The following is a 24,139-nucleotide window of genomic DNA, read 5'->3' as shown; positions in this document are numbered from 1 at the left end:
CAACCATGGTCAATGAAGCAGTCCGTCAGCTGATCGAGCGCTCCAACCGTCTGGGCGCCGACCCCCGCAACACCAACTACGCCGGCGGCAACACCTCCGCCAAGGGCACCGAGATCGACCCCGTCACGGGCGAGCCCGTCGAGCTGTGCTGGGTCAAGGGCTCGGGCGGCGACCTGGGCACCCTCAAGCCCGAGGGCCTGGCCGTTCTGCGCCTGGACCGGATGCGCGCCCTGGTCGACGTTTATCCCGGCATCGACCGCGAGGACGAGATGGTCGCGGCCTTCGACTACTGCCTGCACGGCAAGGGTGGGGCGGCGCCGTCCATCGACACCGCCATGCACGGCCTGGTGGACGCCGCCCACGTCGACCACCTCCACCCCGACTCCGGCATCGCCATCGCGACGGCCGCCGACGGCGAGGCGCTCACGGCGCAGATCTTCGGTGACAAGGTGGTGTGGGTGCCGTGGCGGCGTCCGGGCTTCCAGCTCGGCCTGGACATCGCCGCGATCAAGGAGGCCAACCCGGCCGCGATCGGCACGATCCTGGGCGGGCACGGCATCACCGCGTGGGGCGACACCTCGGAGGAGGCCGAGGCCAACTCCCTGTGGATCATCAAGACCGCCGAGGACCACATCGCGGCGCACGGCAAGGCCGACCCGTTCGGCGGCGTCCGGGCCGGGTTCGAGGCGCTGCCCGAGGCGGAGCGGAAGGCCAAGGCCGCCGCGCTGGCCCCAACCCTGCGCGCGATCGCCAGCCAGGACCGTCCGATGGTCGGCCACTTCACCGACGCCGACGTCGTGCTCGAGTTCCTGGCCTCGGAGAAGGCGCCCGCGCTGGCCGAGCTCGGGACGTCCTGCCCCGACCACTTCCTGCGCACCAAGGTCAAGCCGATGCTGCTCGACCTGCCCGCGGACGCCTCGGTCGAGGACACGATCGCCCGCCTGGAGACCCTGCACGAGGAGTACCGTGCCGACTACGCCGGCTACTACGAGCGCAACGCCACCCCCGACAGCCCCGCGATCCGCGGCGCCGACCCACTGATCATCCTGATCCCGGGCGTGGGCATGTTCTCCTACGGCGCGAACAAGCAGACCGCCCGCGTCGCCGGCGAGTTCTACGTCAACGCGATCAACGTGATGCGCGGCGCCGAGGCGCTGTCGACGTACGCGCCCATCGACGAGGCCGAGAAGTTCCGCATCGAGTACTGGGCGCTGGAGGAGGCCAAGCTGCAGCGGATGCCCAAGCCCAAGCCGCTCGCCACCCGGATCGCGCTGGTCACCGGCGCGGCGTCCGGCATCGGCAAGGCCATCGCCGCCCGGTTCGCGGCCGAGGGCGCCTGCGTCGCCATCGCCGACCTCGACCTCGCCAAGGCGCAGGCGGCCGCCGCCGAGATCGGCGGCCCGGACGTCGCCATCGGGCTGCAGTGCGACGTCACCTCGGCCGAGCAGGTGCAGGCCGCGGTGGACGCCACCGTGCTGGCCTTCGGCGGCCTGGACATCGTGGTGAACAACGCCGGCCTGTCGCTCTCCAAGTCACTGCTGGAGACCACCGAGGCCGACTGGGACCTGCAGCACGACGTGATGGCCAAGGGCTCGTTCCTGGTCTCCCGCGCCGCCGCCAAGGTGCTGATCGAGCAGAAGCTGGGCGGGGACATCCTCTACATCTCGTCCAAGAACTCGGTCTTCGCCGGCCCGAACAACATCGCCTACTCCGCCACCAAGGCCGACCAGGCGCACCAGGTGCGGCTGCTGGCCGCCGAGCTGGGCGAGCACGGCGTCAAGGTCAACGGCATCAACCCCGACGGCGTGGTCCGCGGATCGGGCATCTTCGCCGGCGGCTGGGGAGCCAAGCGCGCCGCCGTCTACGGCGTCGCCGAGGAGGACCTGGGCAAGTACTACGCCCAGCGCACCCTGCTCAAGCGCGAGGTGCTGCCCGAGAACATCGCCAACGCGGCGTTCGTGCTGTGCACGTCCGACCTGTCGCACACGACCGGCCTGCACGTCCCGGTGGACGCCGGCGTCGCGGCCGCGTTCCTGCGCTAGGCCGGGGGAGAGATGAGCGCGCCCGTCACGGTCGCCGCGGTCGATCTCGGAGCGACCAGCGGGCGCGTCATGCTCGGCCGGGTGTCGGCCGACGGCATCGCCTTGGAGCAGGTGGCCCGGTTCGCCCATGAGCCGGTCCGCCTGCCCGATGGCCTGCACTGGGACCTGCTGCACCTCTACGCGTCCGCGTTGGACGGCCTGCGCGCGGCCGCGGCGTCCGCACCGCTGGACGGCATCGGCATCGACTCGTGGGCCGTCGACTACGGGTTGCTGCGCGGCGACGCCCTGGTCGGGCTGCCGTACGCCTACCGCGACGAGCGCGGCGCCCGCGGCGTCGAGGCGGTGCACGCGGTGGTGCCGTTCGCCGAGTTGTACGGGCGCAACGGGCTGCAGTTCCTGCCCTTCAACACCCTCTACCAGCTCGCCGCCGAGACCCCGTCGGGGCTGGGCGCCGAGCGGTTCCTGATGCTGCCGGACCTGCTCGCGTTCTGGCTGACCGGGGAGCGGGTCAACGAGGTGACCAACGCGTCCAGCACCGGCCTGCTCGACCCGCGCACCGGCACCTGGGACACCGACCTGATGGGACGCCTCGGCATCCCCGCGTCCCTGTTCGGGCCGCTCGTGCAGCCGGGGGACCGGATCGGCGCGCTGACCGGGCACGCCGCGGAGATGGTCGGCGCGGCCGTCCCGGTGTTCGCGGCGCCCAGCCACGACACGGCCGCCGCCGTGCTGGCCGTGCCGATGGACCCCACCCGGGCCGCCTACATCTCGTGCGGCACGTGGGGGCTGGTCGGCGTCGAGACGCCGGCGCCGATCCTCACCGACGCCGCCCGGGAGGCCAACTTCACCAACGAGGGCGGCGTGGACGGCACCACCCGCTTCCTGCGCAACGTGATGGGGCTGTGGATCCTCACCGAGACCCTGCGCGGCTGGGAGCGCGAGGGCCGGCCCGTCGACCTGACGGACGTTCTCGCGGCGGCCACCGCCGAGCCGGAGCCCGCGCACCTCTTCGACGTCGACGACGCCCGCTTCCTGCCGCCCGGCGACATGCCCGCGAGGATCGCGTCCTGGCTGACCGAGCGTGGCCTGCCCGTCCCCGCCTCGCAGCCCGCGCTGGTCCGGCTGATCCTGGAGAGCCTCGCGGACGCCTTCGCGCGCACCGCGCTGCTGGCCGGGGAACTCTCCGGGATCCCGATCGCGCAGATCCACATCGTCGGCGGCGGCTCGTTGAACGAACTTCTGTGCGCCCGGACGGCCGCACGCGCCGGCGTCCCGGTGCTCGCCGGCCCGGTCGAGGCGACCGCGCTGGGCAACGTCCTGGCCCAGGCCCGCGGCTTGGGCCTGCCCGGCGGCCTGGCGGACCTGCGCGACCTCGTCGCCCGCTCGACGAGCCCGCGCCGCCACGAACCCGGCCACCTCGTGCCAACCAGTTGACCAATCACCGGGCTCGTACCAGAGTCGAACGACGACGACAAGGGAGGACCATGAGCGGACCGACCGTGGCCCTGTTCGCCACCTGCGTGAACGACGCCATGTTCCCGTCGACCCCGAAGGCGGTCGTCGCGCTGCTGGAGCGGCTCGGCTGCACGGTGGAGTTCCCGCTGAGCCAGAGCTGCTGCGGCCAGATGTTCACCAACACCGGCTACTTCGATGAGGCCATGGGGTCGGTGCGCAACTACGTCGACGCCTTCGCCGACTACGACTACATCGTCGGCCCGTCCGGGTCGTGCGTCGGCTCGGTCCGCGACCAGCACCCGATGCTCGCCGCCCGTGACGGCAGCCCGGCCCTGCGCGCCGGCGTCGCCGACGTGGTCGCCAAGACCTACGAGCTGAGCGAGTTCATCGTGGACGTGCTGGGCACCACCGACGTGGGCGCCTACTTCCCGCACCGGGTCACCTACCACCCGACGTGCCACTCGCTGCGCGTCACGAAGGTGGGGGACCGCCCTTACCGCCTGCTGCAGGCCGTCCGCGGGCTCACGCTGCTCGACCTGCCCGACGCCCAGCAGTGCTGCGGCTTCGGGGGCACCTTCTCGGTGAAGAACCCCGACGTCTCCGTCGCGATGGGCTCGGACAAGGTGCGGGCGGTGCTCGACACCGGGGCCGAATACCTCGTCGCCGGCGACAACTCCTGCCTGATGCACATCGGCGGCCTGCTCAGCCGGCTGCAGACGGGCGTCCGGCCCATCCACCTGGCGGAGATCCTCGCCGGCACGGAGACCGGCGAGGCGGTCGCATGAACGCCCCGCTCCGCCGCCCCGACGCCGGACGCCTCACCCCGGCGCCGCCGCCCGGCACGTTCATCGGGATGCCGAAGTTCGACAAGAACGCCGCCAAGGCCGTCGCCGACTCCCAGCTGCGGCGCAACCTCAAGCACGCCACCACGACCATCCGCGACAAGCGGGCCAACGCCGTGGCCGAGGTCCCGAACTGGGAGGAGATGCGGCTGGCCGGCGAGGCGATCAAGGACGACGTCCTGGCGCACCTGGACACCTACCTGCTGCAGCTCGAGGAGTCGCTCACCCGCGCCGGCGCGGTCGTCCACTGGGCCACCGACGCCGAGGAGGCCAACCGGATCGTCATCGACCTGGTGCGCGAGCAGGGCGCCGACGAGGTCGTCAAGGTGAAGTCGATGGCCACCCAGGAGATCGACCTCAACGAGGCCCTCGAAGCGGCCGGGATCGCGTCCTGGGAGACCGACCTGGCCGAGCTGATCGTCCAGCTGGGTCACGACCGACCCAGCCACATCCTCGTGCCCGCGATCCACCGCAACCGCTCCGAGGTGCGCGAGATCTTCAACGCCGAGATGGGCAACTACGGCGAGCCCGCGCCCGCGGGGCTCACCGATGAGCCCGGCGAGCTGGCCGGGGCGGCGCGCGTCCACCTGCGGGAGAAGTTCCTGCGCGCCAAGGTGGCGGTGTCGGGGCCAACTTCGCGATCGCCGACACCGGGACGCTGGTGGTGGTCGAGTCCGAGGGCAACGGCCGGATGTGCCTGACGCTGCCCGAGACGCTGATCTCGGTGGTGGGCATCGAGAAGGTGCTGCCCACGGCGTCCGACCTCGAGGTCTTCCTGCAGCTGCTGCCGCGCTCCTCGACCGCCGAGCGGATGAACCCGTACACGTCCATGTGGACCGGCGTCCGCGAGGGCGACGGGCCGCAGAACGTACACGTCGTGCTGGTCGACAACGGCCGCACCAAGGTGCTGGCCGACAAGGTCGGACGCCAGGCGCTGCGCTGCATCCGGTGCTCGGCCTGCCTCAACATCTGCCCCGTCTACGAGCGCACCGGCGGCCACGCCTACGGCTCGGTCTACCCGGGGCCCATCGGCGCGATCCTGACGCCGATGCTGCGCGGGCTGGAGTCCGACATTGACCGGTCGCTGCCGTACGCGTCCTCGCTGTGCGGGGCCTGCTTCGAGGTGTGCCCGGTGCGGATCGACATCCCCGAGGTGCTCGTCCACCTGCGCAACCGCGTCGTGGAGACGGCCAAGCGCCCCACCGCGGAGGCGCTGGTCATGAAGGGCGGCGGCTGGCTCATGGGCGCCGGCGCCCGCCTCGGGCTGGCCGAGAAGGGCGTCGAACTCGCCGGACGCCTCTGGCCCAAGCCCGTCATCGGCCCGCTGCCGGTCCCCGGCCCGGCCGCGCATTGGACCACCGCCCGCGACCTGCCCAAGCCCCCCACGGAGACGTTCCGGGACTGGTGGCGGCGGGAGCGCGGCGCGACGCAGGGGAAGGGGAACGATGGGCAGCCGTGAGGTCATCCTCGGGCGGATCGCCGCCGCGCTCGGCGACGAGCGCGCGCCCGGACGCTCCGCGGGCTGGGCCTACGGCCGTCCCGTGGAGCTCGCGGGCGACGTCCTGGACGTCTTCGACGAACGCGTCGCCGACTACCGGGCCACCGTCGTCCGGGTCGCGCCCGACGACGTGCCCGCCGCCGTCGTGGCGGGGCTGGGCGAGGCGGCCTCGGTCGTCCTGCCCGCGGGCGTCCCCGCGTCCTGGCGGGATGCGATCGCCGCGGCCGGCTTGACGGTGCACGACGATGACCCGCCGCTGGACCGCCGCGAACTCGACCGGATCGACGCCGTCGTGACCGCATCGGCCGTCGGCATCGCCGAGACCGGCACGATCGTGCTCGACCACGGACCCGACCAGGGCCGCCGCGCCCTCACGCTCGTCCCCGACCTGCACGTGTGCGTCGTGCGCGCCGACCAGGTCGTCAGCGGCGTCCCCGAGGCGGTCGCACGCCTCACCGCCGCGATCGGCGACGGCTCCCCGCTGACCTGGATCAGCGGGCCGTCCGCCACCTCCGACATCGAACTCAGCCGGGTCGAGGGCGTGCACGGACCCCGGACGCTGCACGTCGTCCTGGTGGGCGGGCGCCTGTGATCGTCGGAGTCTCGACCGGCGTCTTCGTGGTGCTGCTCGTGCTCGCCTTCGTGGGCGCCGCGGTGCAGGGCTACATCGGTTTCGGTTTCGGCGTGATCGCCGCGCCCGTCGTGGCGTTCCTCGCGCCCGAGCTGATCCCCGCGGCGCTCATCATCGGATCCATCCCGCTGCCGTTCATGACGCTCGCCCGCGAGGGCCGGTCCGTGGACTGGCGCGCGCTGGGCTGGATCATGGTCGGGACGCTGCCGGCCACGCTGCTCGGCGCCTGGATCGTCGCGGCGGTGCCGGCGCGCGTGCTGCAGGTGATCGTCGGCATCGTGGTGCTGCTGGTCGCGGTGCTGCCGCTGTTCCGGATCGAGCCGCGCCGCGGCCCGGCGACCCTGATCAGCGCAGGCGCGATCTCGAGCCTGGGCGGCACCACGGCGTCCATCGGCGGCCCGCCGATCGCGATCGTGCTGCGCAACGACACGCCCTCCCGGGCGCGCGCCACCATGGCCGTCTACTTCCTGATGAGCACCGTCGTGACGCTGGCGTCCCTGGCCGCGGTCGGACGCCTCAGTGCGACCTCGTGGATGGTGGGGCTGTCGATGCTGCCGGCCACGCTGCTCGGGTTCGGGGCGTCCATCCTGGGCGGACGCCGCTTCAGCGACACCGCCTTCGGGGCGGCCGTGGTGGGGTTCTCGACCCTGGCCGCGGTGATCCTGCTGATCCGCGCCGTGATCTGAGCCGGGCCCCACCCGACGGGGGAGCGGCCGGGCGTCGGTGTCGAAGCCGGCGAGCATCAGGGCGACCCGGTCCGAACGGGGAGCAAGCCCCTCCCCGCCCGGACCGGACGACCCTCGGGCACGGCCGGCGCGCCGGCGGCCGGCGCGCCGAACCCGGCAGAGGTCAGTCGGGCATGTCCTGGAAGGCGGTCTCCTTCATCGTGGCGTAGAAGAAGATCGAGATGACGATCAGGGCGACGAGGTACCACGGGAACATGTGGCCCGCCCCCATGGAGGCGAGCTGGGTGCCGACCATCGGGACGGTGCCGCCCACCAGGCCAACGGTCAGCGCGTACGGGAAGCCGAAACCGGCCGCCCGGAACTGCGTCGGGAACATCTCGGAGTAGGCGGGCATCGAGCTGGCCTGCAGCAGCGCGATCACCAGGTTGCCCGCCGCCTGGATGAGGATGAGGCGCCACAACTGATCGTTGAGCAGGCCCAGCGCCGGCACGGTCGCGACCGCGAGGATGATGCCCGCGGCGAGCATCGTGGGTCGACGTCCCACCTTGTCCGACAGGATGCCGGCCAGCGGGGTGGCCACGATGAGCGTCAGCGAGGTGACCAGCATCGCGATCATGGTGAAGCGCGGATCCAGGCCGGCGTAGGTGGTCGCGTAGGTCGGCATGTAGGCGCCCCAGGCGTAGACCATCGCGGTGAAGCCGATGGTGAGCCCGATGACCCGGACCGTCTCCTTCGGGTGCTCGCGCATCGGCCGGAACATCGAGCCGAGGGTGCTGCGCGTGCGGGGCCGATCGGCCTTCTCGACGGTGTCGTGCATGCCGCGGCGCAGGATGATGCCCCAGATGGACAGCAGGCCGCCGACGACGAAGACGATGCGCCAGCCGAACTCGACCATCTGCTCGTGGCTCAGGATGTTGGCCAGCAGCACGATGATGAGCGTGACGGCCACCTGGCCCAGCGCGGCCACGCCGCCGAGGATGCCGGCGATGAAGCCGCGCTTGCCCGTCGGCGTCATCTCCATCGCGAACGCCGACATCGACGCGTACTCGCCGCCGATGCAGATGCCCTGGGTGGCCCGCGCGAGCAGCAGGATGACCGGCGCGAGGACGCCGACCTGCTCGAAGGTGGGCGCCAGACCGATCAGCAGGCTGGCGATGCCCATGCCCCACACGGTGATGAGCATGGCGACCTTGCGGCCCAGCCGGTCGGCCACCCAGCCGATGATGAGCCCCGAGATCGGCCGCATGATGAAGCCCACGGCCATGATCCCGAACGTGCCCAGGAGGGCGACGAGCGGGGGACTGTCCTTGGGGAAGAACTGGCTGGAGAAGTAGACCGCCAGGAACGCGTACGCGTTCCAGTCGAACCACTCGATGAGGTTCCCGACCGCCGCGGCCCGCAACTGCGAGCCCGAGACGCCGGGGATGCTGAAGATCGATCGTCTGCCACTCGATGTCGTCGCGGTGTCGGACATGGTTGCTCCCTTCGTCGGGTGGGGTGTGCTCGTCGGGACGTTCACCGCCGTGGTGACCGCAACTTCAACAAGCGGTGAGAGATTATCCCAACGAACTGTTGACAATCAAGAGTGAAGGGCTCTGTGACTAGGGCAAATAGTGCAACAAGTTATGAAACGTTTAAGCAGTTTGACGAGACACCTTCAACATGGTGTATAAAGCAGGTCAGGAGTTCCACGCCGGGAGGAGTGCCATGGACGTCAGCGGTGGGTCGGGTCCGCGCGAGGAGAACGAGGTCATCCTGGCCACGTTGGCCAAGGCGGTCGACGCGCTGCACGGCGCCGTGCCCGCCGGCGTGGAGGTCGTGCTGCACGACATCGGGGCGCTCCCCGAATCGATCGTCGCGTTGGCCGGCCACGTCACGGGCCGCGTCGTGGGCGATCCGGCGACCGATCTGCTGTTGGAGATGGCGGTGCGCGGCCGCTACGAGACCGTCACCGACTACGTCGCCCAGCACCCCACGGCCGGCACCCTGCGCTGCACCACGACGGTGATCCGCAACTCCGCGGACGAGCCGGTGGCCGTGCTGTGCGTCAACCGCGCGGTCGCGTTCTGGCAGGCCCTGGCCGACGCCGCGGCGTCCATGCTGGAGCCGGGCGCACCCACCCCGACCGAGCCGCTGGGGGTGGCGCTGCCGCCTCGGCCGGCGGCCACCGAGGCGGCGCCGAGCAATGAGCGCTTCGCCCGGAGCGTCTCCGAGCTGGCCGACCACGTGCTCGAGGCCGCGATCCTCCGCACGGGCAAGCGCGTCTCGCACATGCGCAAGGCCGACAAGGTCGACGTCGTCCGGGAGCTCCAGGCGCGGGGGTTCTTCCTGCTGCGCGACTCGGTGGAGACCGCCGCGCAGGCGCTCGGGGTCTCGCGCTTCACCGTCTACAACTACCTCAACGAGATCGAGGAGGCGGACGGCCCGGCCGTCCAGCCCTGAGAGGAGCGACGATGCCCACCTTCGACGAACTCGACGCCATCACCCTGGCCCACCTGCGCGCCACCGGCGCGACCAAGTGGGTCCGCGAGGACAGCGCGATCGGCGCGTTCACCGCCGAGATGGACTACGGGATCGCGCCCCAGATCGTCGACGCGCTCCACCGCGAGGTGGACGCGGGGCTGTTCGCCTACCTGCCGCCGCGCCACAAGCGCGAGATGCAGCGGGCGGTCGCCGACTACCTGCGCCGCCGAGCCGGGTGGGACGTGCCGCCCGCCCGCGTCAACGAGATGCCCGACGTCATCGCCGTGCTGCAGGCCGCCATCGAACACTTCAGCGAGCCGGGCAGCAGGATCATCGTCCCCACGCCCGCCTACATGCCGTTCCTGTCGGTGCCCCCCATGATGGGGCGCGAGGTCATCGAGGTGCCGATGCTCACAGACGACGGCGTCCACTACGTCAACGATCTGGCCGGCATCGAGCGCGCCTTCGACGAGGGCGGCGGCCTGCTGGTGCTGTGCAACCCCCACAACCCCACGGGGCGCGTCTTCACCACCGACGAGCTGCGCGCGCTGGAGGAGATCGTCGACCGCAAGGGCGGCCGCGTGTTCTCCGACGAGATCTGGCTGCCGCTGGTCTTCCCGGGACACCAGCACGTCTCCTACGCCTCGCTCGGCCCCGTCGCGGCCGGCCACACGGTCACCGCGACGGCGGCGTCCAAGGCCTTCAACCTGCCCGGGCTGAAGTGCGCCCAGCTGATCACCAGCAACGACGCCGACCAGGCGCGCTGGGACGAGGTCGGCTTCCTGCCCATGCACGGCGCCGCGAACCTCGGCCTCGTCGCCACCACCGCGGCCTTCGACGACGCCGACCCCTGGCTGGCCGACGTGCTGGCCTACCTGCGCCGCAACCGGGACGCCCTGGAGGAGTTCGTCGCCGCCCGGCTGCCGCACGCGCGGGTCTCGCACGCGGAGGGCACCTACATCGCCTGGCTCGACCTGCGCGCCTACGCGCTGGACGGCTCGGCGCAGGAGTTCCTGCTGCAGCGCGCCGGGGTGATGTGCTCCGACGGCCCCGCGTGCGGCCGCATCGGAGCCGGCCACGTCCGGTTCGTCTTCGCCATGCCCCACCCCTTGATGATGCACACCCTCGATCGCATCGCCACCGCCCTGGACGCCGTCGGCGTCCGAGGCTGACCGAGGTAACCCCCCACCAAGGAGGACGTCAATGTCCGCACCCACCACCCACCGCGCCGGCCGCGTCCTGACCGGGACGCCCGGCGAGGAACTGCGCGACGCCGCCGTCGTGATCGACGGGACGACCATCGCCTGGGTCGGCCCCGTCGCCGACCTGCCGGCGGAGCATGGAGCGGTCGTCGACCACGGCGACGACGCCACGATCCTGCCCGGCCTGATCGACACTCACGTCCACCTGGCGTTCGACGGGTCCGCCAAGCCCGTCGAGGTCATGCTGGCCGCCGACGACCTGGAGCGCTACACGATCATGCTGCGCAGCGCGCGGGAGCTGCTGAGCGCCGGCGTCACGACCGCGCGCGACCTGGGCGCGCCCGGGCTGCTGGACGTGCGCGTCAAGCAGGCGATCAACGCCGGCAGCGCGCGCGGGCCTCGCCTGCTTGTCGTGAACGCCCCCATCACCGTCACCGGCGGTCACTGCTACTTCCTCGGCGGGGAGGCCGAGACGGTCGACGGCGTGATCCAGGCCGTGCGGCGGGCGCGTCGCGACGGCGCGGACCACATCAAGATCATGTCGACCGGCGGCAACATGACCCCCGGCACGCTGCCCGCCAAGGCCCAGTTCACGCCCGAGGAGATGCAGGCCATCGTGGACGCCGCGCACCACTACGGCATGCGGGTCGCCGCGCACTGCCACGGCACGCCCGGCATCCGCAACGCCATCAACGCCGGCGTCGACTCGCTGGAGCACTACGCGTTCACCCAGGCCGACGGCACCAACCGGCCCGACGCCGAGGTCATCGCCATGACGGCCCAGAGCGGGCAGTACGTCTGCCGGACCGTGTGCGCGGCCCTCGGGACGTTCCTCACCTACATCGACAAGACCGCCGACGAGGTCTTCGAGCCGGGGCTCAACCGGCGGCTGCTGGACGCCGGCGTCAAGGTCGTCGCGGGCACCGACGCGGGCATCGACAACGCGCCGCACGTCGAATACGTCTACGGCCTGGCCGGCATGGCGGCGTTCGGCATGACGAACGACGAGGTGCTGCACTCCGCGACGGCGCTGGCCGCCGAGTCCCTCGGCCTGGAGGGCGTCACCGGTCGGCTCGCCGCCGGCCTGGACGCCGACGTGATCGTCGTGCGGGGCAACCCGCGGGCCGACCTCGAGGCGCTCCGCGACGTCGAGCTCGTCATCGCGCGCGGTGAGGAGTACCGCCCCGAGTTCCGGTCGAGGCGCCGCTGGAACGACGAGGTGAGCCAACCCCAGTACGTCCCGGCCTGAGCCGGGAGAGACGTGGGCCGACTGCAGGCGGCCCATCCCGACCCGGGGCCTCCCGCCTGACGGGACCCCCCGGGAGTGGACCGCTGCCGTCCTTGGACACGGCGGCAGCGGTCCATGGGGGACGATCGGTTCGGACGGCCGCGGTGGGCGGCAACCGATTGACTCGTTTCAAAAAGGTGGCCAGGGTTGAGCCATGACCGACGCCGTCGCCGATCTCGCCACCGCCGCCCTGATCCGTCACCCCCTGGACGACCCGCGCCCCGACGCGCCGGCGTCCGTCCTGCACACCACCCTGAAGCTGGATGCCGGGCACGGCCCGGTCGTCTCCGCGCGGCTGGCCGCCACCGCCCATGGCGTCTACGAGGCCACGATCGACGGCCACCCGGTCAGCGCGTCGGTGCTCAACCCGGGCTGGACCTCGTACGAGTGGCGGCTGCAGGTGCAGTCCTTCGACGTCACCGACCTGGTGCGCGACGGCGCAGTTCTGGCCTTCACCGTGGGCAACGGCTGGTGGCGCGGCAAGCTCGGGTTCGCCGACGCCCAGGCCGACTACGGGCCCGACACCGGCGTCGCCGCGTCGCTGATCGTCCGGTTCTCCGACGGTCACGAGCAGCGGGTGGTGACCGACGCGTCCTGGCTGGCGACCACGGGGCCCGTGCGCGCCAACAACCTGTACCACGGCCAGCACCTCGACTTCACCCACGTCCCCGAGCCCGACCAGCCGGTGGCGCTGGGGTCCCTGGACGCCGCCGCGCTCGTCCCGCAGACCGGGCCGCTGATCGGGCGGCACGAGGTGATCGCGCCGGTGAAGGTGTGGACCTCGCCGTCCGGTGCGACGCTGGTCGACTTCGGGCAGAACCTCGTCGGGTGGCTGCGCTTCACGGTGCGGGGCGAGCGCGGCGCCACCCTAACGCTGCGCCACGCCGAGGTGCTGGAGGACGGCGAACTCGGCGTCCGGCCGTTGCGCGCCGCCCGACAGACCGACACGATCACCCTCTCCGGGGCGAGGACGCCGTCGAGCCGACCATGACCTTCCACGGCTTCCGGTACGCCGAGGTCACCGGCTGGCCCGGAGACCTGCGACCCGAGGACCTGGTGGCCGTGGTCGTGCACAGCGACCTGCGTCCGACCGGGACCTTCGCGTGCAGCCATCCCGGCGTGAACCAGCTGGTCCACAACTCGGTATGGGGCCAGAAGGGCAACTTCCTGGACGTGCCCACCGACTGTCCCCAGCGCGACGAGCGGCTGGGCTGGACCGGCGACATCGCCGCCTACGCGGCGACGGCGTGCTTCCAGTTCGACGTGGCCGACTTCCTGCACAAGTGGCTGCTCGACCTACGTCACGAGACCGAGCAGGAGGGGTTCGTCCCGATCATCGTCCCCCAGGTCCTGCGGCACCGCGCGAACGCCGGCTGGCAGGGCTTCCCCGGGATCCAGGCCGTGTGGGCGGACGCGGCATGCTGGGTGCCCGAGGCGCTGTGGCACGCCTACGGCGACCGCGGCCGGCTAGCCGAGCACTACCCCGGCATGGTCGCCCACCTTGAGTCGGTGGAGGCGGTCCTCAGCCCGACCGGCCTGTGGGAGGCCGACCAGATCCTGGGTGACTGGCTCGACCCGGACGCACCCGCGGACGCCCCGGAGCAGGCCAAGGCCGACCCGGCCGTGGTCGCGACGGCCAGCCTGTTCCGCTCGGCGTCCTTCGCCGCGGACGCCGCCGCCGTGCTCGGCCGGGACGCCGACGCCGCCCGCTGGCGCGCCCTGGCCGACCGGGTGCGGGCCGCCTTCATCGAGCACTACGTCGACGACGCCGGGCGCATCCGCTCCGACTGCGCCACCGTGTACGCGGTCGCCATCGCCTTCGGCCTGCTGGACGGACCCGCCCGCGCGCGGGCCGGCGAGCGGCTCGCCGAGCTGGTCCGCGGGGCCGGCTACCGCGTCAGCACCGGCTTCGCCGGCACGCCGTACGTCACCTGGGCGCTGTCGGAGACCGGCCACGTCGCCGACGCCTACCGGCTGCTGCTTGAGGAGGAGTGCCCCTCGTGGCTCTACCCGATCTCGATGGGCGCGACCACCGTGTGGGAGCGCTGGGACTCGATGCTGCCCGACGGCTCGATCAACCCCGGCCAGATGACCAGCTTCAACCACTACGCGCTGGGCGCGGTCGCCGACTGGCTCTACCAGGTCGTCGGAGGCATCCGGCCGGCCGAGCCCGGCTACGCGCGCGTCCGGCTGGAGCCGGTCCCCGGCCCCGGGCTGGACTGGGCCGCGGCGTCCCTGGACGCCCCGGTCGGCACGATCCGGTCGGGGTGGAAGCGGCTCCCGGACGGCACGATCGAGGTCACCGCCGAGGTGCCCGCGGGAATCGTCGCCGACTGGGTCCTGCCGGACGGGACGCGCCTGGAGGTCGGGGCGGGCGCGCACGCCCGGACGGTGCCGGCGGCTGCGGCGATCTGAGGGAGCCTCCCTCGGGCGGCGCCCCTTCGCCCGAGGTGGCTCAGGCGTCCGAGGTGGGTCAGGCGCGCGCGGTGGCGATGAGGTCGCGGACGACGGCCAGGAGGGCGTCCATGTTGCGGGCGGGGGAGGCGAAGCCCTCGCCGCCGAACACCGCGTTGTAGTACATGCCGTCGCCCAGCAGCATGATGGCGGCGGCGACGCCGTCGGCGCCGACCTCGGCTCGGATCAGCGCCAGCCATCGCTGCTGGATGTCGCGGATCGTCGCGCTGGCGTCCGGGTGCTTCTCCATGCCCAGCCGGGTCGCCGCGATGAGGGCGCGGTCGAACGCCGAGCCGACGTTGGACGACGTGGAGACGTAGTAGATCGACGGGCCCTCGGGGCGGCGGCCATGGCGGCCAGGTCGACGTCGGCGAGCGAGCGCAGGCGCTCGAGCAGGCCGGCGGCGAGCGCCTCCCGGTTGGGGAAGTGGTACAGCAGCCCGCCCTTGGACACGCCGGCGTGGGCGGCGACCGCGTCGAGCGTCGCCGCCCGTTCCCCCTCGGTGGTCAGGATCGTCTCGAACGAGTCGAGGACGCGGTCGCGCGCGGACATGGCAACCACCCTAGCGGCGTTTGAACTGTACCGTCTAGACGGTTTAGAATGGTTGACGGCGCAATCGCGTCACCGCCCCCGAACCCGAGAGGATGTGCCCGCATGACCATCACCGAACTGAGCTCGCCGACGGCTGCCAAGCTGCGCTGGTGGGCCCTGGCCGTGCTGATGCTGCCGGTGCTCCTCGTCGCGGTCGACAACACCGTGCTCGCGTTCGCGGTGCCCGCGATCTCCGAGGCGTTGCGCCCGACCGGGGTGGAGCTGCTGTGGATCGTCGACGTGTACCCGCTGGTGCTGGCCGGCCTGCTGATCCCGATGGGCAGCCTCGGCGACCGCTTCGGACGCCGTCGGCTCCTGCTGATCGGCGCCACCGGCTTCGCCGCGGTGTCCGTGATCGCCGCCTTCGCGCCCACGGCGTCCGCCCTGATCGCGCTGCGCGCGGCCATGGGCTTCTTCGGCGCCATGATCATGCCCGCGACCCTGAGCCTGATCCGCAACATCTTCACCGACGCCGAGGAGCGCCGCCTGGCCATCGCGATCTGGGCGGCCGGCTTCAGCGGCGGGGCCGCGCTCGGCCCGCTCGTGGGCGGCTTCCTGCTCGAGCACTTCTGGTGGGGCTCGGTCTTCCTGCTGGCCGTCCCGGTGCTGCTGCCGCTGCTGATCGCGGGCCTGCTGGTGCTGCCCGAGTCCCGCGACCCGCAGCCCGGCGCGATCGACCCGCTCTCCACGCTGCTGGTGCTGGCCGCCATGTCGACGCTGGTGTGGAGCATCAAGTCCGTCACGGTGTACGGCGCGACGCCCGAGGTGATGGCGACGCTGGCCGCGTCCCTGGTCACCGGCGTGTGGTTCGTCCATCGCCAACTCCACCGCGCCAACCCCATGCTGGACGTCCGGCTGTTCGCCAACCCCACGTTCAGCGGTGCGGTGTCGGCCAACCTGCTGAGCATCTTCTCGATGGTCGGGTTCCTGTTCTTCGTGTCGCAGCACCTGCAGCTCGTGTCGGGCAGGACGCCGATCCAGGCCGGCCTCGTGCTGCTCCCCGGGCTGGTCATCACCATCGTGGCGGGCCTCGTGGTCGTCCGAATCGCGCGCGTGCTGCGCCCGGGCACCATCGTGGTGATCGGGCTGCTGCTCAACGCGGTCGGTTACGCGCTGGTGATGCTGAGCGGCCGCGCCGGTTCGGACGCCGGCCTCCTGGTCGCGTTCGCCCTGCTGGGCGCCGGGGTCGGGTTCTCCGAGACGATCTCCAACGACCTCATCCTCGCGAGCGTCCCGGCGGCCAAGGCCGGCGCCGCCTCCGCGATCTCCGAGACTGCCTACGAGGTCGGGTCGGTGCTCGGCACCGCCGTCCTGGGCGGGCTGCTGACCGCGATCTACCGCGGCGGCGTCCAGGTGCCGGCGGGGCTCAGCCCCGAGCAGGCGGCCGCGGCCGGGGAGACGCTCGGCGGTGCGCTCGACGTGGCCGCAGGGCTGCCCGCCGCGCTCGCCGAGCCGCTGCTGGAGTCCGCTCGGGCCGCGTTCGACTCGGGCGTGGTGGTGACGTCGGGGATCGGCATCGTGCTGATGCTCGTCGCCGCCGGCCTGGCCCGGGTGACCCTGAAGAACGCCTGACGGCCGCCCCGGGCGGCGTGCGCCGGCCGCCCGCAGGCCGCCGGATGGGAGGCCTCCGAGCCGCTACGATCGCGGCGAAGGAGGCCCCCATGACCCCCACGGTGATCCTCAGCACGATCTGGCTGGTCCTCGAGTACGCGATGAAGATCATCGCCATCGGGGTGGTGCCCGAGAACCGCCGACCCTCGTCCTCCTCGGCGTGGCTGCTGCTGATCCTGTTCCTGCCGGTCGTCGGCTTCCCGCTCTACTGGCTGATCGGGAGCCCGTGGGTCACGGGTCGGCGCCAGCAGGTGCAGCAGCAGGCCGACGAGATCATCCGCACCCACGCGCTGGGGCTGCCGCTGATCCCCGAGGGCGCCGACGCCTCGCAGGGCCTCGACGGGGTGATCGCGATGAACCGGGACCTCACGGGGCTGCCGTGCATGACCGGCGAGATCCACGGACTGCTCGCCGACGCCGCCGACACCTACGCCGCGATGGCCGAGGCGGTCGACGGGGCGACGCGGTACGTCCACGTCGAGTTCTACATCATGGCCTGGGACGCGACGACCGACGTGTTCTTCCAGGCGCTGGCCGCCGCGGTGAAGCGCGGGGTGAAGGTGCGGCTGCTCGTCGACCAGCTCGGCTCGCAGAAGTACCCCGGCTGGCGGGAGTTCGGCCGGCGCCTGACCGCCATCGGCGTCGAGTGGCGCCTCATGATGCCGATCGACCTGCTGCGCGGACGCTGGCGCCGCCCCGACCTGCGCAACCACCGCAAGCTCCTGGTCGTGGACGGCGAGAGGGCGCTGGTGGGCTCCCACAACGTCATCGACCCCAGCTACGGCAGCCGCCGCAACGAGCAGATCGGACGCCGCTGGCACGACCTGTCCGTCGTCGTGTCCGGCGACATCGTGCTGGAGGTCGAGGCGGTGTTCGCGATGGACTGGTACACCGAGTCCGGCGAGCGGCTCGACCCGGCGGAGCATTTCATCGACAAGCCCGACCTCATCCCCGGCGGCAGCGTCAACGCGATGCAGCTCGTGCCCTCGGGCCCCGGCTACCCGACGCAGCCCAACCACCGCATGTTCATCGCACTGATGTACCTCGCCGAGGAGACCATCACGATCGCGAGCCCGTACTTCGTCCCGGACGAGTCGCTGCTCACCGCGCTCACCTCGGCGGTCTACCGCGGCGTCCACGTCGAGCTCTACGTCGGGGCGGAGGCCGACCAGTTCGTCGTCGGGCACGCCCAGCGCTCCTACTACGAGGCCCTGCTGGAGGCCGGCGTCCAGATCTACCTGTACCCGGCGCCGGCCGTGCTGCACTCCAAGTACATGACGGTCGACGACAAGGTCGGAGTGATCGGATCCTCCAACATGGACTACCGGTCGTTCGCGCTGGACTACGAGATCATGCTGATGGCCTTCGACGGGAACCTGGTCGACCTGCTGCACCGCAACGACGCCCACTACCGGCAGGTCTCGACGGTGCTGACGCTCGAGGAATGGCGGCAGCGGCCCTGGTACGAGAAGTACGTCAACAACGTCTGCCGGCTGACCTCCGCCCTGATGTGAATCGGCGCCCGGCTCGGCGATGGAACGGCCCCGCGGGGTTGGCCGCGGGTGGCACAATCCGGGCATGACGAGGCGGATCCCGGCTCCCCTGATCCTGCGCGGCCGACGCTTCGACGCGGCGGCCCCGGCGATCATGGGGATCATCAACCGCACCCCCGACTCCTTCTACGCGCCGGCGCGGCACGCCGACGTCGCGAGCGTGGTCGCCCGTGCCGGCGCGATGGTGCGGGAGGGAGTCAGCATCGTCGACGTCGGCGGCGTCCGCGCCGGCCAGGAGGGGAGTGGATCGACGCGACCGCCGAGATCGACCGGGTGCGCCCGGCTCTGGTGGCGCTCCGCGCCGAGATGCCGGACCTGCTGATCTCGCTCGACACGTGGCGGGCCGAGGTGGCGCAGGCGTGCTCCGGGCTGATCGACCTGGTGAACGACACCTGGCAGGGGGCCGACCCCGACCTGCTCGCCGAGGCGGCGCGGCAGGGCGTCGGCTACGTCGTCTCGCACGCGGGCGGGCTGCCGCCCCGCACCGACCCGGTCGGCGTGGACTACGGCCCGGGGGACGCCGTGGTCGACGAGGTCGTCCGCGTCCTGCACGACGGCGCGGCCCGCGCGCTCGCCGCGGGGCTGCCGCCCGAGCGGGTCCTGGTCGACCCGACCCTCGATTTCGGCAAGACCACCCTCAACTCGCTGGCGCTCGTCGCGCACACGGGCCGCCTGGTCGAGCTCGGCTTCCCGGTGCTGCAGGCGATCAGCCGCAAGGACTTCGTCGGCGAGACGCTCGACCTGCCCGCGGACGAGCGGCTCGAGGGGACGCTCGCCGCGACAGCCATCGCCGCCTGGCAGGGGGCGACGGTCTTCCGCGCCCACGACGTCCGCGCGACCCGCCGCGTCCTCGACATGGTGGCGTCCCTGCGCGGCGACCGCCCGCCCGCGCGCGCCGACCGCGGCCGCTGATCGGGGCGCAGGCCCGCGACGCGCGAGACCAGCAGATGATCGGGCCGGCGTGGGCCGCGGCGCTCCGGGGCGTCCGGACGGGCGCACGACCGTCTCGGCGAAACCCCCGGAACGCTGGCGGAGGCCGGTCGTCCGGCACTACACTATGAAACGATTCATAACGCCGACGAAGGAAGTCCTATGGGCACCACATCGCATCCCGAGACCCTGGCCGAAGTGCTCGAGAGCATGGGCGCCGCCGGCCGACGCCTCAACGGCATCGACGCCGTCGAGGCCGGCGCGGGCAACCTGTCCGTCGTCTTCGACTGGGAGGTCGACCTCGGGGAGTTCTTCGACGCGCGACGCGAGATCGAGTTGCCGCTGGCCGCGCCCCACCTGGCCGGCTACACCGTGCTGGTCACCGGCTCCGGCTGCCGCCTGCGCGGCGTGCACGCCCAGCCCGCCCGCAACGTCGGTGCGGTCGTCGTGCACGACGGCGGGCTCACCGGGACCCTGCACTACAAGGCGAGCGGCAACTTCGAGCGGCCCACCAGCGAGTTCAACTCCCACCTGGCGGTCCACGAGGACCAGGTGGCCCGGCGGGGCCTGGCGTTCCACGCGGTCATCCACGCGCAGCCCCCGCACCTGACGCTGCTCTCGCACATCCCCGAGTTCCAGGGCACCGCCGAGCTCAACCGGGCGATCCTGCGGTGGGAGCCCGAGACCATCGTGCAGCTGCCCGAGGGCGTGAAGTACCTGCCGTTCATGGTCCCCGGGTCGGCGGAGCTGATGGAGAACAACGTCGCCGGGCTGCGCGAGCACCAGATCGTCCTGTGGGCCAAGCACGGCGTCATGGCCCGCTCGGACGCCTCGCCGCTGGGCGCCTGCGACAAGATCGAGTACGCCGAGACCGGTGCGCTGTACGAGTACAAGAACCTCGCCACCGGCGGCCGCGCGCAGGGCCTCTCGGAGGAGGAACTGCGCCGGGTGGTGGCAGCGTTCGACGTGCCCACTACGCTCGTCTGACATGAGTTCCTGGCGCCGTGCGCTCAACCACGTCCGCGCGCTGCGCCGCGTGGCGCCGGGGCTGAAGGGACGCAACCCGACCGTGTGGCTGCCCCTGTCGGTCACCACGCTCCCCGGCGTCCGGAGGCGCCGCGCCCGCGAGGTGCCCAGCGCGGTCCGCGACGGCGTCGCGGCGCGCCGCGTGCTGGCGCCGGCGGCCGGGGGCCGCGCCGTCGCGGACGTCTACGTGTACGAGGCGGGCCGCGCCGCCGAGCCGACGCCCGCCCTGTTCTGGATCCACGGGGGCGGGCTCATCATGGGTGCCCCCGAACTCGACCACGCGCTCGCGTCGGGCTTCGCCGACGACCTGGGGATCGTCGTCGTCAGCCCCCGCTACCGCCTGGCGCCCGAGCATCCCTTCCCGGCCGCCATCGACGACGTGTACGCGGCGTACCGGTGGTTGCTCGACCACGCCGACGACCTCGGCGTCGACCCCGCCCGGATCGCCGTGGGCGGCGGAAGCGCCGGCGGCGGCCTCGCCGCGGCCCTGGTGCAGCGCGCCCACGACGACGGGCTGCCCGTCGCCTACCAGGTGCTCGTCGAACCGATGCTGGACGACCGCACCGTCCCGCGCGCGGAGGCGGCCGACGTCGCCGCACTGGCCTGGACGGTCGCCTCCAACCGGTTCGGGTGGGCGTCCTACCTGGGCCATGAGCCCGGCGAGCCGGACGACCGCCCCTACGCGGTGCCCGCGCGCCGTCCGGACCTGTCCGGGCTGCCCCCGGCCTACATCGGCATCGGCGACGCCGACCTGTTCCTGGACGAGTGCCTCGACTACGCCGCGCGACTGCGCGCCGCGGGCGTCCCCGTCGACCTGGACGTCGTGGAGGGGATGCACCATGCGGGCGAGGCCTTCCCGTCGGTGCCGCTCATCGTGGACATGCTCGTCGACCGCAACGACTACCTGGCGGCCGCGCTCGGCCTGGCGGAGCCCGACTGACACTCCGACCGGAGGACGCGGGCGCTCCCAGCAGCCCAGGCGGGGGCGCGCCGCGTCGGGGTCAGCAGCAGCGGGAGCGGGGATTGAGGTCCTGGTCGCGGTACTTGGCCCGCCAGAACTCCTTCTCCGACAGCGGCGGGGCCTGGCAGCCCGTCACCCTGTGATGGTGGAGGTACTTGTCGTAGGCGTCCGAGCCCAGGATGCCGCGGGCGAACCGCCGGATCTCCCGCGCGAGCGCGACCAACCGGTCGGCGGGGGTGCCCGCCGACCGGTCGGTGGCCGCCGAGGCGGCCCGCGCTGCCGGTTCGGTCAACTCAGTGACCCGTCCCTTCGAGGTTCTGCTCGGGGTGCTTGGCGTAGAACGCCGCCCACTCCTTCTCCAGTTCGCGCTCGGCCGGGTTGGCCAGGATGCCGGTGGGGGCGAACATCTTCGAGGGTACCGCCGGCTCCTCGGTGTCGATGATGCCGATGCCCCGCAGCGCCTGGATGGCCTTGATCGACGACACGATCATCACGATCAGGCCGCAGACCACGAACAGGATCGACAGCGAGCCCTGGACGGCGGTGTTGAACACGACCGTCTCCATCTGGCCGAGGTTCTTGGCGGCCCCCAGCGACGTCTTGCCGGCGGCGATGGCGTCCCGGTAGACGACGTGGTTGGCCCAGTAGCCGATGGACGGGTTGGGGTCGAAGATCTTCAGGAACGAGCCGTACACCGTGATGACCGCGGTGAAGACCATCGGGACCGCGATGATCAGCAGCTGCCACGTGTACCCCTTGCGGGCGAAGATCACCAGGCAGATCGACAGCGCGACGGCCGCGAGCAGCTGGTTGGCGATGCCGAAGAGCGGGAACAGCGTGTTGATGCCGCCCAGCGGGTCGTTGACGCCCATGACGAGGATCGACCCCCAGCCCGCGACCATCAGCCCGGTGGTGATCCAGGCTCCGACGCGCCAGTTCAGGTCGCGGAAGCGGGCGTGGATGTTGCCCAGGGCGTCCGAGGCCATGAAGCGGGCGACACGGGTGCCGGCGTCCACCGAGGTGAGGATGAACAGCGCCTCGAACATGATGGCGAAGTGGTACCAGAAGCTGGCCATCCCCTCGCCGGGGATGAGCGAGTGCATGATCTGCGACAGGCCCACGGCCAGCGTGGGCGCTCCGCCCGTCCGGGACACCACGGACGCCTCGCCGACCTCCTTGGCGGTGCCGGCCAGCGTCTCGGCGGTCACGGTGACGGCGGAGCCGTCCGCGTTGACCAGCCCCAACGAGTTCACGAACGCCGCCGCGCCCTCGACCGTGCCGCCCGTGGCGGCCGCCGAGGAGTTCATGGCGAAGTAGATGCCCTGGTCGATGGACAGCGCGGCGACGAACGCCATGATGGCCACGAAGGATTCCATGAGCATGCCGCCGTAGCCGATGAGGCGGGTCTGGGACTCCTTCTCCACCAGCTTGGGCGTCGTGCCCGAGCTGATCATCGCGTGGAAGCCCGACAGGGCGCCGCAGGCGATGGTCACGAAGAGGAACGGGAACAGTTTGCCGCTGAAGACCGGCCCGTCGCCCGCCTCGGCGAAGCGGGTGATCGCGGGCACGTGGATCTCCGGGCGCACCACGATGATCGCGACGGCCAACATCGCGATGACGCCGATCTTCATGAACGTCGAGAGGTAGTCGCGCGGGGCCAGCAGCATCCACACCGGCAGGACGGCGGCGATGAAGCCGTAGGCGATGATGATCCACGCGATGGTCGGGCGGTCGAGCGCGAACAGCTGGTGACCCAGATCCGACTGCGACACCCAGCGGCCCGAGATGATGGCGAACATCAGCAGGACGCAGCCGATGACCGAGACCTCCATGACCTTGCCCGGACGCAGGTAGCGCAGGTAGAAGCCCATGAACAGCGCGATCGGGATCGTCAGGCCGACCGAGTAGACGCCCCACGAGCTCTCGCCGAGCGCGTTGACGACGACCATCGCGAGGATGGCGACGATGATCAGCATGATCGACAGCGTCGCGACGAACGCCGCGATGCCGCCGAACAGGCCCAGCTCGTCGCGGGCCATCTGCCCCAGCGAGCGGCCCTTGCGGCGCATCGAGACGAACAGCACGAGGTAGTCCTGGACGGCGCCGGCCAGGATGACGCCGACGATGATCCAGATGGTTCCGGGCAGGTAGCCCATCTGAGCGGCGAGCACCGGACCGACGAGCGGCCCCGCGCCGGCGATGGCCGCGAAGTGGTGGCCGTACAGGATGCGGCGGTCGGTGGGGACGAAGTCCTTGCCGTCGTAGTGCGTCTCCGCCGGCGTCGCCCGCCGGTTGTTGGGGTGGACGAGCTTGTCCTGGATGTACTTGGAGTAGAACCGGTACGCGATCAGGTAGGACGCGATGGCCGCGAACACGAACCACACCGCGTTGATCGACTCGCCGCGGCTGAACGCGATCATCCACCAGGAGAAGGCGCCGATCAGGGAGATGACGACCCAGACGGCGATCTTGGTGGGCGTCCACGTCGCGTGCTGCTGCTCGACGGCGGGGTCGACCTCGATGGCCGGACGCTCGGCGGCGAGCGGGTCGTCCGACGGGGGCGCGTCGGAGGGGCCGGGGTTGCCCGGCATGGGTGTCTGCATGATGTCCTCGGGGTCTTCTCTGCAAGAGGGGGGCGAAAAGGGGGTTCCCACCGGCGACGCTACACCGTTATTCGTGTCACGGTCGGCGGTCACGGATATTCGCCTCCGCGTTGTTCTTCGCGCGACAACGGCGCTGGCACCCGAGTGTTTCTGGTTGTCAGAACAAGAAAACTGCACCTCGGTCGCGTCGGATGAATGTGTCCCCGCCACAGGATTCTCACGTTCGAGAAAGCGGCCGCCCAACCCGCCGCGCGGTATGGCGTGCGGACCGCCTGATTGCACGTGTCAGGGCACGCTAGGGTG

Annotated in this window: 19 protein-coding genes and 2 pseudogenes; 16 read left to right on the top strand and 5 right to left on the bottom strand. The window is 71.7% G+C overall.

Features of this window, described 5'->3' with window-relative positions; genetic code table 11:
• Positions 1-5: 5 nt before the first annotated feature.
• The 6 genes and pseudogenes from G7070_RS06640 to G7070_RS06615 all read left to right on the top strand — a co-directional run bounded on the left by G7070_RS06640 (position 6) and on the right by G7070_RS06615 (position 7,154).
• Positions 6-2,042: a bifunctional aldolase/short-chain dehydrogenase gene (locus tag G7070_RS06640; protein ID WP_166232943.1), complete on the top strand. Its 2,037-nt coding sequence runs from the start codon at positions 6-8 to the stop codon at positions 2,040-2,042.
• A 12-nt stretch (positions 2,043-2,054) separates the two neighbouring features.
• Entirely contained in the window at positions 2,055-3,476 is a 1,422-nt protein-coding gene (locus tag G7070_RS06635; protein WP_166232941.1) for a rhamnulokinase, read from the top strand.
• A 50-nt stretch (positions 3,477-3,526) separates the two neighbouring features.
• Positions 3,527-4,282, top strand: a complete 756-nt coding sequence (locus G7070_RS06630) for a (Fe-S)-binding protein (protein ID WP_166232939.1) — start codon at positions 3,527-3,529, stop codon at positions 4,280-4,282.
• Positions 4,279-5,798 (top strand): annotated as a pseudogene (locus G7070_RS06625) (LutB/LldF family L-lactate oxidation iron-sulfur protein). Before G7070_RS06630 ends, G7070_RS06625 begins: the two are co-directional and overlap by 4 nt.
• Positions 5,785-6,429 carry a LutC/YkgG family protein gene (locus tag G7070_RS06620; RefSeq protein ID WP_166232937.1) on the top strand — a complete coding sequence of 215 codons (645 nt, stop codon included), beginning with the start codon at positions 5,785-5,787 and terminating at the stop codon, positions 6,427-6,429. Before G7070_RS06625 ends, G7070_RS06620 begins: the two are co-directional and overlap by 14 nt.
• Positions 6,426-7,154, top strand: coding sequence for a sulfite exporter TauE/SafE family protein (locus G7070_RS06615; protein WP_166232935.1), 729 nt, complete (start codon positions 6,426-6,428; stop codon positions 7,152-7,154). Before G7070_RS06620 ends, G7070_RS06615 begins: the two co-directional genes overlap by 4 nt.
• Before the next feature lie 163 nt (positions 7,155-7,317).
• Here the strand turns inward: G7070_RS06615 and G7070_RS06610 are convergent, their stop codons facing one another.
• Positions 7,318-8,628: an MFS transporter gene (locus G7070_RS06610; RefSeq protein WP_166232933.1), complete on the bottom strand. Its 1,311-nt coding sequence runs from the start codon at positions 8,626-8,628 to the stop codon at positions 7,318-7,320.
• Positions 8,629-8,861: 233 nt separating this feature from the next.
• Here G7070_RS06610 and G7070_RS06605 point away from each other — a divergent pair, with 233 nt between their 5' ends.
• From G7070_RS06605 to G7070_RS17650, 5 genes are all read left to right on the top strand, one after another.
• The gene (locus G7070_RS06605) at positions 8,862-9,596 is read left to right on the top strand and encodes a helix-turn-helix transcriptional regulator (protein ID WP_166232931.1); all 735 of its coding nucleotides are present in this window, start codon (positions 8,862-8,864) and stop codon (positions 9,594-9,596) included.
• Between the two features lie 11 nt (positions 9,597-9,607).
• The gene (locus G7070_RS06600; RefSeq protein ID WP_166232929.1) at positions 9,608-10,789 is read left to right on the top strand and encodes a MalY/PatB family protein; all 1,182 of its coding nucleotides are present in this window, start codon (positions 9,608-9,610) and stop codon (positions 10,787-10,789) included.
• A gap of 31 nt (positions 10,790-10,820) precedes the next feature.
• Positions 10,821-12,068, top strand: coding sequence for an amidohydrolase family protein (locus G7070_RS06595; RefSeq protein WP_166232927.1), 1,248 nt, complete (start codon positions 10,821-10,823; stop codon positions 12,066-12,068).
• A gap of 193 nt (positions 12,069-12,261) precedes the next feature.
• Positions 12,262-13,098, top strand: a complete 837-nt coding sequence (locus G7070_RS17655; protein WP_206079990.1) for a family 78 glycoside hydrolase catalytic domain — start codon at positions 12,262-12,264, stop codon at positions 13,096-13,098.
• A complete protein-coding gene (locus G7070_RS17650; RefSeq protein ID WP_206079989.1) occupies positions 13,095-14,522 on the top strand; it encodes an alpha-L-rhamnosidase-related protein in 1,428 nt (475 codons plus the stop codon). Before G7070_RS17655 ends, G7070_RS17650 begins: the two co-directional genes overlap by 4 nt.
• A 58-nt stretch (positions 14,523-14,580) precedes the next feature.
• Here G7070_RS17650 and G7070_RS06585 read toward each other — a convergent pair whose 3' ends face one another.
• Both G7070_RS06585 and G7070_RS19405 read right to left on the bottom strand, forming a co-directional pair.
• Complete coding sequence (locus G7070_RS06585) at positions 14,581-14,832, bottom strand: hypothetical protein (protein WP_246227750.1); 252 nt, start codon at positions 14,830-14,832, stop codon at positions 14,581-14,583.
• Positions 14,748-15,113: a TetR/AcrR family transcriptional regulator gene (locus G7070_RS19405; protein ID WP_166232923.1), complete on the bottom strand. Its 366-nt coding sequence runs from the start codon at positions 15,111-15,113 to the stop codon at positions 14,748-14,750. The genes G7070_RS06585 and G7070_RS19405 overlap by 85 nt, the downstream gene beginning before the upstream one ends.
• Positions 15,114-15,215: 102 nt before the next feature.
• Here G7070_RS19405 and G7070_RS06575 point away from each other — a divergent pair, with 102 nt between their 5' ends.
• The 5 genes and pseudogenes from G7070_RS06575 (at position 15,216) to G7070_RS06555 (ending at position 21,212) form a co-directional block, all read left to right on the top strand.
• On the top strand, positions 15,216-16,724 hold the full coding sequence (locus G7070_RS06575) for an MFS transporter (protein ID WP_166232922.1): 1,509 nt from the start codon (positions 15,216-15,218) through the stop codon (positions 16,722-16,724).
• An 89-nt stretch (positions 16,725-16,813) separates the two neighbouring features.
• Positions 16,814-18,277: a cardiolipin synthase gene (gene cls / locus G7070_RS06570; RefSeq protein WP_166232920.1), complete on the top strand. Its 1,464-nt coding sequence runs from the start codon at positions 16,814-16,816 to the stop codon at positions 18,275-18,277.
• 19 nt (positions 18,278-18,296) lie between these two features.
• Positions 18,297-19,228 (top strand): annotated as a pseudogene (folP, locus tag G7070_RS06565) (dihydropteroate synthase).
• Positions 19,229-19,408: 180 nt separating this feature from the next.
• Positions 19,409-20,233 carry a class II aldolase/adducin family protein gene (locus G7070_RS06560; RefSeq protein WP_166232918.1) on the top strand — a complete coding sequence of 275 codons (825 nt, stop codon included), beginning with the start codon at positions 19,409-19,411 and terminating at the stop codon, positions 20,231-20,233.
• Position 20,234: 1 nt separating this feature from the next.
• On the top strand, positions 20,235-21,212 hold the full coding sequence (locus G7070_RS06555; RefSeq protein WP_166232916.1) for an alpha/beta hydrolase: 978 nt from the start codon (positions 20,235-20,237) through the stop codon (positions 21,210-21,212).
• A gap of 61 nt (positions 21,213-21,273) precedes the next feature.
• Here G7070_RS06555 and G7070_RS06550 read toward each other — a convergent pair whose 3' ends face one another.
• Positions 21,274-21,525, bottom strand: coding sequence for a YbdD/YjiX family protein (locus G7070_RS06550; protein ID WP_246227456.1), 252 nt, complete (start codon positions 21,523-21,525; stop codon positions 21,274-21,276).
• Between the two features lies 1 nt (position 21,526).
• Positions 21,527-23,836 carry a carbon starvation CstA family protein gene (locus G7070_RS06545; protein WP_246227454.1) on the bottom strand — a complete coding sequence of 770 codons (2,310 nt, stop codon included), beginning with the start codon at positions 23,834-23,836 and terminating at the stop codon, positions 21,527-21,529.
• Positions 23,837-24,139: the final 303 nt, after the last annotated feature.

Origin of the sequence: Propioniciclava coleopterorum, assembly GCF_011393335.1 — a bacterium.
Lineage (GTDB): Bacteria > Actinomycetota > Actinomycetes > Propionibacteriales > Propionibacteriaceae > Propioniciclava > Propioniciclava coleopterorum.
The sequence above is the reverse complement of the archived record's forward strand: the minus strand, read 5'-3'. Positions and strand labels throughout refer to the sequence as shown.

Excerpts from the sequence above, each read along its gene's own strand:
- G7070_RS06605 (WP_166232931.1), top strand. The coding sequence starts at position 8,862 with ATGGACGTCAGCGGTGGGTCGGGTCCGCGCGAGGAGAACGAGGTCATC.
- G7070_RS06600 (WP_166232929.1), top strand. The coding sequence starts at position 9,608 with ATGCCCACCTTCGACGAACTCGACGCCATCACCCTGGCCCACCTGCGC.
- cls (WP_166232920.1), top strand. The coding sequence starts at position 16,814 with ATGACCCCCACGGTGATCCTCAGCACGATCTGGCTGGTCCTCGAGTAC.
- G7070_RS06610 (WP_166232933.1), bottom strand. The coding sequence starts at position 8,628 with ATGTCCGACACCGCGACGACATCGAGTGGCAGACGATCGATCTTCAGC.
- G7070_RS17655 (WP_206079990.1), top strand. The coding sequence starts at position 12,262 with ATGACCGACGCCGTCGCCGATCTCGCCACCGCCGCCCTGATCCGTCAC.
- G7070_RS06635 (WP_166232941.1), top strand. The coding sequence starts at position 2,055 with ATGAGCGCGCCCGTCACGGTCGCCGCGGTCGATCTCGGAGCGACCAGC.
- G7070_RS06560 (WP_166232918.1), top strand. The coding sequence starts at position 19,409 with ATGGGCACCACATCGCATCCCGAGACCCTGGCCGAAGTGCTCGAGAGC.
- G7070_RS06640 (WP_166232943.1), top strand. The coding sequence starts at position 6 with ATGGTCAATGAAGCAGTCCGTCAGCTGATCGAGCGCTCCAACCGTCTG.
- G7070_RS17650 (WP_206079989.1), top strand. The coding sequence starts at position 13,095 with ATGACCTTCCACGGCTTCCGGTACGCCGAGGTCACCGGCTGGCCCGGA.
- G7070_RS06630 (WP_166232939.1), top strand. The coding sequence starts at position 3,527 with ATGAGCGGACCGACCGTGGCCCTGTTCGCCACCTGCGTGAACGACGCC.
- G7070_RS06545 (WP_246227454.1), bottom strand. The coding sequence starts at position 23,836 with ATGCAGACACCCATGCCGGGCAACCCCGGCCCCTCCGACGCGCCCCCG.
- G7070_RS06595 (WP_166232927.1), top strand. The coding sequence starts at position 10,821 with ATGTCCGCACCCACCACCCACCGCGCCGGCCGCGTCCTGACCGGGACG.
- G7070_RS06555 (WP_166232916.1), top strand. The coding sequence starts at position 20,235 with ATGAGTTCCTGGCGCCGTGCGCTCAACCACGTCCGCGCGCTGCGCCGC.
- G7070_RS19405 (WP_166232923.1), bottom strand. The coding sequence starts at position 15,113 with ATGTCCGCGCGCGACCGCGTCCTCGACTCGTTCGAGACGATCCTGACC.
- G7070_RS06575 (WP_166232922.1), top strand. The coding sequence starts at position 15,216 with ATGACCATCACCGAACTGAGCTCGCCGACGGCTGCCAAGCTGCGCTGG.
- G7070_RS06620 (WP_166232937.1), top strand. The coding sequence starts at position 5,785 with ATGGGCAGCCGTGAGGTCATCCTCGGGCGGATCGCCGCCGCGCTCGGC.